The sequence below is a fragment of the Companilactobacillus tucceti DSM 20183 genome (assembly GCF_001434665.1).
In the GTDB taxonomy this organism is placed as follows: domain Bacteria; phylum Bacillota; class Bacilli; order Lactobacillales; family Lactobacillaceae; genus Companilactobacillus; species Companilactobacillus tucceti.
Genome location: NZ_AZDG01000001.1, coordinates 95,279 through 106,718 on the forward strand (window position 1 = coordinate 95,279; position 11,440 = coordinate 106,718).

An 11,440-nucleotide genomic window follows, 5' to 3' on the forward strand; every position below is an offset into this window, starting at 1 on the left:
TGTATTTTATGCCATTAAAATCATTAACAATAAATGGATTCAAATCTTTTGCTGATAAAACAAAGATTGATTTTACAAGTGGAATTACTGGTATCGTTGGACCAAACGGTAGTGGTAAATCAAATATAACAGAAGCAATTCGTTGGGTTATGGGCGAGCAGTCAGCAAAAAGTTTACGTGGTGACAAAATGGCTGATATTATTTTTGCTGGTAGTGATACTCGTTCACAAATGAATCATGCAGAAGTTGTTTTAGAGTTTGATAATTCTAAAAAGGAATTAAAAACAGATCAAGAAAATATTTCAATTAAGAGAAAATTATATCGTAATGGTGATACTGAATTTTCAATTAATAATAAAGAATGTCGTTTAAAAGATATAACTGAATTATTTATGGATTCAGGTATGGGAAAGCAATCCTTTTCAATAATTTCACAAGGTAGAGTTGAAGAAATATTTAACAGTAAACCTATACAAAGACGATCAATTATTGAAGAATCAGCAGGAATTGCTTTATTTAAGCAGAAAAAAATACAAGCTGAGAATAAATTGTCTGAAACTACAGATAATTTGCATAGAGTATCAGACATTGTTTCAGAGCTTGCTAAACAGGTTGAACCTTTAAAAGAACAAGCTAGTATAGCTAAAGATTATCAACTACAAAAAGGACAATATGATGCCATTTATCAGCAATTGTTAACTCTTGAAATAAAAGACGCTTCTGCAATTAAACGTAAGACTAACAATGAGTTACGTGAAGTTAAGCTAAGCTTAAAAGAGATCGAGAAAAAAGTTAAAGAATCGACTGCCAGTTTAAATGAAAATAGTAATAAAATAAGTAATTTCGCTAAAGAAATTGACTCTAAACAAAATGAATTGGTGGAAAAAACTAGGTCATTAGAGATTTTGAATGGTCAAATTGCCGTTTCAGATGAGCGAAATGGGTTCAATTCTAGCAATCAAAAATCATTAAATGATCGATTGGAAAGACTTTTATCTGATAAAAAAGTTATTAATCAAAAACTATCTGAATCCAAGAAAAAATTAGATGATTATCAAAATAGTATTAGTGATTATCAAAATAAACTAAAAGAAATACAACATCTTAAAGAACAGACCCCAGAAGATCTTCAAAATGAAATAAACAAATTAAGAGACCAATATGTTAATACGCTACAAGAACAAGTTTCAAATAATAATGAACAAAAATTCAGTCAAAGACAATTAGATAGAATATCTCAACAAGAACAAGAACAAAATAAGAGTACCGACACGGTTTCTATAAAAATTGCTGATTTGAAACAAAACATAGTGGAAGTTAATACATCTATCAATAAGCTTGTAGAGGAAAACCAAGGTTTAATTAAAAAGAGCCAACATATTGCCTCTGATATTGAGGATGTTACTACACAAGGTCAAAGTGAAAACCAAGCTTATCTTAAGGAATTAGAGAGTCTTCAAGAAATAAAAGCCAGAAAAACAGTTCTTGAAAATATGGAACAAGAACATGCTGGATTTTATGAGGGAACTAAAAATGTCTTAAATAATCAGCAATCATTGAATGGGATTGTTGGTGCCGTTGCCGAATTGATTACTGTTCCTAAGAAATATCAATTTGCAATTGAAACAGTAGTTAGTAATCAACTTCAATCCATTGTAACTATCGATGAATCATCTGCAAAAATGGCAATTTCGTTTTTGCGTCAAAAAAATGCTGGTCGAGCTACATTTTTGCCAAAAAATATTATTCAACCTAGAAATATTTATTCAACGGATCTAAATTCAGCACACAATATTGTTGGTTTTATTGATGTTGCTAGTAATTTGGTTGAATTTGATTCAGATGTTGAAAATATAGTTAAAAATATTTTGGGTAATTTATTAATTGCTACTGATATCGATGCTGCAACTAAAGTGTCAGCAGCTGTAAATCGTAAATATCGGGTAGTGACTCTTGATGGAAATGTTGTCAATGCTGGAGGATCTTTGACCGGTGGACAAAGGCGACGTGTTAATTCGAGTCTTCTAAGTAGAAAAGAAGACCTGAAAGAATTAGTCGCAAGTTTGTCTAAGAAAGAAGCTACATTAGATCAAAAACAAAAATCCGTTGAGGAATTGCGTAAAAAGTTGATCGACTTGCGTCAAGAAAAGTCCAGTGTTGATAAAGAATTAGATGAATTTAACAAAAATAAAAGTGAATTGAGCAATACCTTATTAACTCAACAAAATGAATTAAAACATTTTGAAAGTCAGCAGTCTGCTTATACGTATAATCAAACTAAGACTCAAAATGAGAAGAAAGAATTATCTGACAATTTAGAGAAGCAATTGCAAATTGCTGATGATTTAGCTAATAAATTAACTGCGGTCCAAGAAAAGATTGATAATAAGCAGAAAACCTTGAAAGATTTTGATTCAAAAATAGCTTCAACAAATGAGAGAATTCAAAAATATCAGACAGATTTAGCTGTTGTGAAAAGTAATTTTTCAAATGAAAATTCTCAATATAATCGTTTATTAGAAGAAATAAGTTCTAATGATGAACAAGTAAAAGAATTACGAATAAGATTAGATCAGTTAAATAGCGAGAAAAGTAATTTGGATCTTAGTAATTCAGAGATCAAAGAAAAAATTAAAAATCTTGATGTTGAAATAGCTGAAATAAAAGATGTATTAAATAAATTGCAAGAGAATCGTTCAGATGAAGAATCAAAAGCCAAAGATTTAAATGAGTTGGCGCAACGTAATTTCGACTTACAAAAGTCAGCATCTGATCAACAAGAAAGCTTGGCTATTCAAGTTACTAAATTAACTAATAAAATTGATAGTCGTTTGGACATTTTAGCAAATGATTATCAATTAACTTATGAAGCTGCAATGGTCAATTTGAAAAAGCAGGATGCAGATCCTGACGATTTAAAGAAAAAAGCTAATCTATTGAAAATGGGAATTGATGAGTTAGGTCCAGTGAATTTGTCAGCCATTACCGAATACGACAAGGTAAAAGATAGATATGAATTTTTAACTCAACAACAAGATGATTTGATCACTGCTAGAAAGCAATTACTTGATACGATGTCTGATATGAATAATGAAGTAATGACTCGCTTTAAAAAGACATTTGATAATGTTGCCGCAGCTTTTGAAACTATCTTTCCAGAGATGTTTTCTGGAGGTAGAGCAAAGTTAGTTCTAACTGATCCGGGTAATCTTTTAGAAACAGGTATTGAAATTATCGCTCAACCACCGGGGAAGAAATTCCAAAGATTAAGTCTTTTGTCCGGAGGAGAAAAAGCTTTAACAGCAATAACTTTACTGTTTGCAATAATTAAAGTGAATCCAGTACCATTTTGTATCTTGGATGAAGTCGAGGCTTCACTTGATGATGCTAATGTTTATCGATTTGCAAATTACTTGAATAAATATGATGATAATACAGAGTTTATCGTTATTACTCATCGTAAGGGTACAATGATGAATGTAAACCGACTTTATGGTGTTACTATGGAAGAATCCGGTGTTTCGAAGATGCTATCAGTTAAAGTAGAAAAACAAGGAGATTAATATATGGGACTTTTTGATCGAATTAAGAGAGCCTTTACGGGCAAAGAAGATGAGCCAAAGAAATCTGAAAAAGTAGAAGAAGAAAAAAAAGAATCAAAAGAGTCTGAGCATGAAGAAATAAGTCATGATAAAGAGTTTAATGAAGAAGATGTTTCTAATTCAGAAGAAGCTGAAGTAAGTTCTGAGAGTGAAGAGCCTGAACAAGAACAAGCTGATGTACCTGAAGAAGATTCTGAAAATTCTACTGAGAAAACAGAAAATGTTGAACCTGAGAATAATACCAGTGAAGTATCTGATAATTCTGATTCAGATAAAGCAGAGGTTTCTGAAGATTCTGTTGAAGAAAAGGAAACTGAAGATGCTACTGATACAGATTCAAAGGAATCAGATTCTGATATAGAACAAAGTGAAGAATCAGATAAAGATGATATTAAAGAATACGATGAAGGTTTAAAGAAAAGTCGTAATTCATTTGGCGCTAGATTCAATCGCTTTTTAGCTAATTTTAGAAGTGTAGACGAAGAATTTTTTGACGATCTTGAAGAATTATTGATTGAATCTGATGTTGGCTATGAGACAGCAATGCGTTTATCCGATGAATTAAGAGAAGAAGTTAAATTGGAGAACGTTAAGAAACGTTCAGATGTTTCAGATGTAATTGTTAGAAAATTAGTCGATATGTATGATGAAGAAGGCAAAGAGGAAGACAATACTCTTAAATTCAGTAAAGACAAGACTCCTACTGTATTTTTATTCGTTGGTGTCAATGGTGCCGGAAAGACTACAACTATTGGTAAATTAGCTCATCGTTATCAACAAGAAGGCAAAAAAGTTCTCTTGGCAGCAGGAGATACTTTTAGAGCCGGAGCAATTGAACAACTTCAAGTTTGGGGTAAACGTGTAAATGTTCCAGTTCAAGCAAGTAAAGCGCAAACTGATCCTGCTTCTGTAGTGTTTGACGCTGTCCATCGTGCAGTAAATGAAGATTTTGATATACTTTTAGTTGATACAGCGGGTAGATTACAAAATAAAGAGGGTCTAATGCGTGAGTTAGAGAAAATCAAGCGTGTTATTACTCGAGAATTACCCGATGCACCACAAGAAGTTTTATTAGTCCTAGATGGATCTACTGGACAAAATGCCTTGAGTCAGGCCAAACAATTTAATGAGACAACTGATGTTTCAGGTATTGTCTTAACAAAGATTGACGGAAGCTCACAAGGTGGTATTGTTTTAGCCATTAGAAATGAGTTACATATTCCTGTTAAATTAGTTGGTCTAGGTGAGCAAATGGACGATTTACGGGACTTTGATCCTGAGAAATTTATTTATGGATTATTTAAAGAGTTAATTGTCGGTTCTGGAGAATAATATGGAAATTGATGAGACAACAAAAGTAAATTTGTTGTATAATTTTTATCATTCTTTATTGACTAAAAAGCAAAGTCAATATTTAGATTTATATTATGTCGAAGATTTTTCTCTTGGTGAAATTTCGGAGCAGTTAAAAGTGTCCAGACAAGCAGTTTTGGATAATTTGCACCGTTCTGTAAGTTCACTGGAATTATTTGAAAAAGAATTAGGATTGATCAAGAAAACAAAAGAAATTGATGATATTTCTAGTAAACTTGGTCAAATAGCTTTGAACAGGTATCCGGATGACAAGGAATTAAGTGAGCTAGTAAAACGTATTTCTAAAATAAATGAAATGTAGGAGTAAGAGATGGCTTTTGAAGGATTAAGTGAACGACTTCAAAAAGTTTTTTCCACGCTAAGAGGTAAGGGGAAACTTTCAGAAGATGATGTTCGTAAAGTAATGCGTGAAGTTAGAATGGCTTTACTCGAAGCCGATGTTAACTTTGACGTTGTTAAGGGTTTTGTTAAACAAGTTAGAGAACGTGCTTTAGGCGCCGAAGTAATGGATAGTTTAAGTCCATCACAACAAGTTATTAAAATCGTTGATGATGAATTAACTAAATTAATGGGTGAAGAAGCCGTTCCATTAAATAAGGCCCCACATATACCAACGATTATTATGATGGTTGGTCTTCAAGGTGCTGGTAAAACAACAACAGCTGGTAAACTAGCCAAGTATCTTATTAATAATGATAAAGCTAGACCTATGTTTATCGCTGGAGACGTTTATCGTCCGGCTGCTATTGAGCAGTTAAAAACTGTTGCTCAACAGGTTGGTGCCCCAGTATATGAAGAGGGTACTGATAAAGATCCAGTTGAGATCGTTAAGAATGGTTTAGCACAAGCTGCAGAAAATAAAAATGATTATGTAATCATCGATACTGCAGGTCGTCTTGAAATTGACGATAAATTGATGGATGAATTATCTAGAATTAAAGAATTAGCACATCCAAATGAAATCTTGTTTGTCGCTGATTCGATGACTGGTCAAGTTGCTGCAAAAGTAGCGCACGGATTTGATGAACAATTAGATATAACTGGTGTTGTCTTAACTAAGTTAGATGGTGATACCCGTGGTGGTGCCGCTTTATCGATTCGTTCTGTTACTGGTAAACCTATTAAGTTTATCGGACAAGGTGAAAAATTAGATCAATTAGATGTTTTCCATCCTGATCGTATGGCAAATCGTATTCTTGGTATGGGTGACATGCTTACTCTTATTGAGAAGGCTCAAAATGATTACGATGAAAAACAAGCCAAAGATATGGCTGAAAAGATCCGTGAGAATAGTTTTGATTTTAATGATTTCATCGATCAAATGGATCAAATTCAAAAAATGGGTCCAATGGATGAGTTAATGAAAATGATTCCAGGAATGGCCAATAACCCAGCTATGGCTAATGTTAATATTGGTGAAAAAGATATTGACCATTTAAAGGCAATTGTTTACTCGATGACTCCTAAAGAACGTGAGAATCCAGATTTATTAAATCCTTCAAGACGTCGTCGTATTGCGAGTGGTTCTGGAAGAAGCGTTCAAGAAGTCAACCGCATGATAAAGCAATTTAAGCAATCACGAGATATGATGAAGCAAATGAGTAAAGGTAATATGTCTGGTTTGGATCAAATGATGGGTGGCGGAATGTCTGGTAAGCTAGGCAAGATGGCTATGCACTCAATGGTGAAAAAACAAAAGAAACGTAAAAAGAAACGTTTAAAGAAGATCAAACGATTTAAATCATAAGAAAATAAAGAGGTGTAAAGAAAAAAACTTTACACCTCTTTATTTTTTGTGTATACTAACAAAGTTAAGTATTTAGGAGGAAACAAAATATGTCAGTTAAGATTAGAATGAAACGTATGGGTAGTAAATTAAGACCTTTCTACAGAATCGTTGTTGCTGATTCACGTGCACCACGTGATGGTCGCTTCATCGAACAAGTTGGTTATTACAACCCAATCGCTCAACCAGAAGAAATCAAGTTGGACGATGACAAGATTATGGATTGGTTACAAAAAGGTGCACAACCTTCAGATACAGTTCGTAACTTACTTAAGACACATGGTATTATGCAAAAGTATCATGAAAGCAAATATTCAAAATAATGAATAATTAAAATGGGATCAGATAAAACTTTGTTTTGTCGTGGTCCTATTTATTTATGTGGAGGAATAAATGGCTGATAATTTATATCGAGTTGGAACAATAGTTAATACACATGGTATTAAAGGTGAGTTGCGAATCATTCCAATTACAGATTTCCCTGAAGAACGTTTTAAAAAGGGCGCCAAACTTTATTTAAAAAAAGCCAACAACTCAAAAGAGTTTATTGTGGAATCATCGCGTAAGCATAAGAATTTTATTTTAATAAAATTTAAAGGCTACGATAATATTAATGATGTAGAACAATATGTTAAATCTGAATTATTTTCTGACAATGAAGTGAAACCCAAATTAGATAATGGAGAATTTTTCTATAGTCAAATTATTGGACTAAAAGTGGTTGATAATAAACTTGGAGAAATAGGAAAAATAAAAGAAATAATGGAATTAGGTCCAAATGATGTTTGGGTAGTAAAAAGTCCTAAGTATGATGAAGTTTTAATTCCTTATATTGACGATGTGGTAAAAAAAGTGGATCTTGAAAATGAGATAGTTAATGTAGAGATCCCGGATGGATTGATAGACTAATGGATATAACTGTATTGAGTATTTTCCCAAAAATGTTTCAGGCTTTAAATGAGTCACTGATTGGTAAGGCACAAGAAAAGGGACTTGTTAATTTAGATGTAGTTGATTTTAGAGACTTTACTACTGATAAACAAAATCACGTAGACGACGCTCCATATGGTGGTGGTGCTGGGATGTTATTACAAGCACAACCCATTTATGATGCTATGGATAGTGTCGAAAAGAATAAACCTGGTAAAAAAAGAGTGATCTTATTGGATCCAGCAGGTAAAACATTTAATACAAAAATGGCGAGAGATTTTGCTAAAGAAGATCAGCTGGTTTTTATTTGTGGACATTATGAAGGCTTTGATGAGAGAGTCAAGGACTTAGTTACTGATGAAGTTTCTATTGGAGATTACATTTTAACTGGTGGCGAATTGCCAACAATGAACATGATAGATGCTACGTTAAGATTTGTTCCAGGGGTTTTAGGGAATTCGTTTTCCGCTGAAGATGAATCATTTTCACATGGACTTTTAGAATACCCTCAATATTCACGACCAGCAGATTTTAGAGGTAAAAAGGTACCTGAAGTCTTAACAAGTGGTAATCATGAGAAAATTCGAGTCTGGCGTTTAAAAGAATCTCTAAGAAAAACTTTAGATAGACGCCCTGATCTGCTTGAAAATATAGAATTAACTGATGAAGAGAAAAAGTTGATTCGTGAAATTCGTTCTGAAAATTAGTTTACAAATAGAATGCAATATTGTAATATTGTAAGAGTGCTTGAACACATATTAACGATATTCCGCTGTGTATTAAATAAGATATATAAGAGTGTCGAATTAGGAGAAATTATTTATGAAACCATTAATTCAAGATATTACTAAAGAACAATTACGTTCTGATATCCCTGACTTCCGCCCTGGTGACACTGTTCGTGTACATGCTAAGGTTGTTGAAGGTTCACGTGAACGTATCCAGTTGTTTGAAGGCGTTGTAATTAAGAGACGTGGTTCAGGTGTTAGTGCTACATATACTGTTCGTAAGATGAGTAGCGGTGTTGGTGTGGAAAGAACATTCCCACTAAACACACCACGTGTTGAAAAGATTGACGTTGTAAGACATGGTCTTGTTCGTCGTAGCAAACTTTACTATCTACGTGATCGTAAAGGTAAGGCTGCACGTATCAAAGAACGTCGTATTGAAAAATAGTAGTTTAATTAAAAGACACTTAGGTGTCTTTTTTTATTTGAGCAGATATCATAAATTAGATATCTGCTTTTTTTTTACTCAAATTTATGTAAACACGTATAATTATTTGAATATGTGTTAAAAACACTTTTAAATATATTTATACACGAACATTTAAAAATGCGAGATTATTTTTTGTACGTAATTTGATTGAAAAAAACTTATTAGATTGATAAACTGATGACATACTTTAAGGAGAAGGTGAATTATGAAGGATGTAGCAATTGTTATGGGTTCGATTTCAGATTTACCAACAATGCAAAATTCAATTGATATACTTCAACAATTGGGCGTCAGCTATGAAAGATTTGTAATATCAGCACATAGGATGCCTCGTGAAATGATATATTTCAGTGAAAACGCAATTGATAATGGATTTAAAGTAATAATTGCCGGAGCAGGTGGTGCTGCTCACTTACCAGGTATGATTGCTGCTTCAACAATTTTACCGGTAATTGGTGTTCCGGTTGAATCTAAGTCTTTAAGTGGAATGGATTCACTGTTGTCGATCGTACAAATGCCAGGGGGTGTTCCTGTAGCAACAATGTCTATTGGTAAAGCAGGAGCAGTAAATGCAGCAATTATGGCTACTAAAATTTGTGCAATAAATAATGAACAATATTCAAAATCACTTTTAGATTTTAAAAAAGAAATGCACGATAATTCAGTAGAAAGTGGGAAACGTTTTGAGTAAATATCACTTACCTGGAGAAACGATAGGAATTATTGGTGGTGGCCAACTGGGTCAAATGATGTCGTCAACTGCCAAAGAAAAAGGGTATAAGGTTATAATCTTAGATCCAACAAGTGATTGCCCTGCTGCTCAAGTTTCAGATGAACAAATTATTGCAGAATATGATGATTTTGATTCTTTAAAAGAATTAGCTGAAAAATGCGATGTTTTAACGTATGAATTTGAAAATGTCGATGCTGAAACGATTGAAGAAATCAAAAAATATACAGATGTACCACAAGGAACAAGAGCATTAACAATTACTCAGAATAGAAGATCTGAAAAAGATTTTTTAATGGAAAATGAATTTCCAGTTGTTGCTAATATTATCGTGAGAAATGAAGATGATTTTTTAAAAGCATTAAATCAACTGGGATACCCTTCAATTTTAAAGACTGTCGAAGGTGGATATGACGGTAAAGGACAGATTTTGATTCAAGATGATGAATATGACAAAGAGTTAGTCCATCAGTTGATTAAATCAAGTATTTGTATTTTAGAATCCAAGATCGTTTTAAAAAAAGAAGTCTCGGTTGTTATTTCTTCGAATTCGAAGGATCAACATTCAGTATTTCCAATTATTGAAAATGAACATAGAAATAATATCTTGCATATTAGTAATTGTCCAGCTCGAGTAAGTGAAGAGATAAAAACACAAGCTTATGAAATATCTCGAAGTATTGCAAAAAAACTTAGTTTAGTCGGAACTATGTGTATTGAATTTTTTGTTTCAGAAAATAATGAATTATTTGTAAATGAAATTGCTCCTCGACCACACAATTCAGGTCATCTAACTATTGAATCATGTAATATTTCTCAATTTGATGCTCATATAAGAGGAATCTGTGGGTGGAAAATGCCTCAAGTAAAGCAATTCAGCCCAGCTATTATGGTTAACCTTTTGGGACAACATCTTAATAAATCAAAAAACAAGTTAATTGAGCATTCAGATTGGAATTTCCATGATTATGGAAAATACCAATGCAAATTGGATCGTAAGATGGGACATATAACTATATTAACTGACGATATTGATAATGAAATTTTAAAGCTTAAAAATAATCCAATTTGGAATGACTAGGAGAAATTTGATGAGAGGGAAACTTTTGTATTCTGGTAAGGCTAAGGATGTCTATTCCACTGATAATGAAGATCAAATATTGATGGTTTATAAAGATCAAGCAACAGCACTTAATGGTGGTCGTAAGGAACATATTGAAGGTAAGGGAACTTTAAATTGTCGAATATCGACTTTGATCTTTAAATATTTGATAAAAAATGGAATAGAGACGCATTTATTGGAAAATGTTTCTGATAGCGAGCAATTAGTTAAGAAAACGGAATTAATACCAATTGAAGTTGTTTTACGAAATAAAATTGCTGGCAGCTTTGCTAGAAAATTTGGATTAGAAGAAGGAAAACAACTTAATCCACCTGTGATCGAATATTACTTTAAAAGTGATGAGCTAGATGATCCAGCCATAAATACATCCCAAATTGAATCAATTGGTATTGCTACTGGAGAAGAGCTTGCTTCTATAAATGAAAAAACGCTGATCATAAATGATCTTCTAAAAAAAATGTTTGATTTAGATGGATTGGATTTAATAGATTTCAAATTAGAATTTGGTCGAATTGATGGGAAAATTATTTTAATTGACGAATTTTCACCAGATAATTGTCGACTTTGGGACAAAAAAACGCATCAATCTTTAGATAAAGATGTATTTAGAAAAAACGAAGCAGATCTTGTGACAACGTATAAAAAAGTATTAGAGAGATTAGAAGGAGTTCAATAAT

11 protein-coding genes are annotated in these 11,440 nt (G+C 32.7%); all 11 read left to right on the forward strand.

Going from position 1 to position 11,440, the window contains the following annotated elements; genetic code table 11:
* The first annotated feature begins 8 nt into the window (after positions 1-8).
* The 11 genes from smc (at position 9) to purC (ending at position 11,439) form a co-directional block, all read left to right on the forward strand.
* Entirely contained in the window at positions 9-3,563 is a 3,555-nt protein-coding gene (smc, locus tag FC72_RS00505) for a chromosome segregation protein SMC (protein ID WP_057763669.1), read from the forward strand.
* Positions 3,564-3,566: 3 nt separating this feature from the next.
* Positions 3,567-4,934, forward strand: a complete 1,368-nt coding sequence (gene ftsY / locus FC72_RS00510; protein WP_057763670.1) for a signal recognition particle-docking protein FtsY — start codon at positions 3,567-3,569, stop codon at positions 4,932-4,934.
* A 1-nt stretch (position 4,935) separates the two neighbouring features.
* Positions 4,936-5,277 carry a YlxM family DNA-binding protein gene (gene ylxM / locus FC72_RS00515; protein ID WP_057763672.1) on the forward strand — a complete coding sequence of 114 codons (342 nt, stop codon included), beginning with the start codon at positions 4,936-4,938 and terminating at the stop codon, positions 5,275-5,277.
* 9 nt (positions 5,278-5,286) lie between these two features.
* Positions 5,287-6,723 carry a signal recognition particle protein gene (gene ffh / locus FC72_RS00520; RefSeq protein ID WP_057763674.1) on the forward strand — a complete coding sequence of 479 codons (1,437 nt, stop codon included), beginning with the start codon at positions 5,287-5,289 and terminating at the stop codon, positions 6,721-6,723.
* Positions 6,724-6,812: 89 nt separating this feature from the next.
* On the forward strand, positions 6,813-7,085 hold the full coding sequence (gene rpsP / locus FC72_RS00525) for a 30S ribosomal protein S16 (protein WP_057763676.1): 273 nt from the start codon (positions 6,813-6,815) through the stop codon (positions 7,083-7,085).
* 70 nt (positions 7,086-7,155) lie between these two features.
* Complete coding sequence (gene rimM, locus FC72_RS00530) at positions 7,156-7,671, forward strand: ribosome maturation factor RimM (RefSeq protein WP_057763678.1); 516 nt, start codon at positions 7,156-7,158, stop codon at positions 7,669-7,671.
* On the forward strand, positions 7,671-8,399 hold the full coding sequence (trmD, locus tag FC72_RS00535; RefSeq protein ID WP_057763679.1) for a tRNA (guanosine(37)-N1)-methyltransferase TrmD: 729 nt from the start codon (positions 7,671-7,673) through the stop codon (positions 8,397-8,399). Before rimM ends, trmD begins: the two co-directional genes overlap by 1 nt.
* A 115-nt stretch (positions 8,400-8,514) precedes the next feature.
* Entirely contained in the window at positions 8,515-8,868 is a 354-nt protein-coding gene (gene rplS, locus FC72_RS00540; RefSeq protein WP_057763681.1) for a 50S ribosomal protein L19, read from the forward strand.
* Between the two features lie 247 nt (positions 8,869-9,115).
* Positions 9,116-9,601, forward strand: a complete 486-nt coding sequence (gene purE / locus FC72_RS00545; RefSeq protein WP_057763683.1) for a 5-(carboxyamino)imidazole ribonucleotide mutase — start codon at positions 9,116-9,118, stop codon at positions 9,599-9,601.
* Entirely contained in the window at positions 9,594-10,721 is a 1,128-nt protein-coding gene (gene purK / locus FC72_RS00550) for a 5-(carboxyamino)imidazole ribonucleotide synthase (RefSeq protein ID WP_083480700.1), read from the forward strand. Before purE ends, purK begins: the two co-directional genes overlap by 8 nt.
* Positions 10,722-10,731: 10 nt before the next feature.
* Positions 10,732-11,439 carry a phosphoribosylaminoimidazolesuccinocarboxamide synthase gene (gene purC / locus FC72_RS00555; protein ID WP_057763685.1) on the forward strand — a complete coding sequence of 236 codons (708 nt, stop codon included), beginning with the start codon at positions 10,732-10,734 and terminating at the stop codon, positions 11,437-11,439.
* Position 11,440 lies beyond the last annotated feature (1 nt).

Bases quoted from the DNA above. Each gene is read 5' to 3' on its own strand.
- rplS (WP_057763681.1), top strand. From the start codon at position 8,515: ATGAAACCATTAATTCAAGATATTACTAAAGAACAATTACGTTCTGAT.
- ffh (WP_057763674.1), top strand. From the start codon at position 5,287: ATGGCTTTTGAAGGATTAAGTGAACGACTTCAAAAAGTTTTTTCCACG.
- rimM (WP_057763678.1), top strand. From the start codon at position 7,156: ATGGCTGATAATTTATATCGAGTTGGAACAATAGTTAATACACATGGT.
- ylxM (WP_057763672.1), top strand. From the start codon at position 4,936: ATGGAAATTGATGAGACAACAAAAGTAAATTTGTTGTATAATTTTTAT.
- purE (WP_057763683.1), top strand. From the start codon at position 9,116: ATGAAGGATGTAGCAATTGTTATGGGTTCGATTTCAGATTTACCAACA.
- purC (WP_057763685.1), top strand. From the start codon at position 10,732: ATGAGAGGGAAACTTTTGTATTCTGGTAAGGCTAAGGATGTCTATTCC.
- trmD (WP_057763679.1), top strand. From the start codon at position 7,671: ATGGATATAACTGTATTGAGTATTTTCCCAAAAATGTTTCAGGCTTTA.
- rpsP (WP_057763676.1), top strand. From the start codon at position 6,813: ATGTCAGTTAAGATTAGAATGAAACGTATGGGTAGTAAATTAAGACCT.
- ftsY (WP_057763670.1), top strand. From the start codon at position 3,567: ATGGGACTTTTTGATCGAATTAAGAGAGCCTTTACGGGCAAAGAAGAT.
- smc (WP_057763669.1), top strand. From the start codon at position 9: ATGCCATTAAAATCATTAACAATAAATGGATTCAAATCTTTTGCTGAT.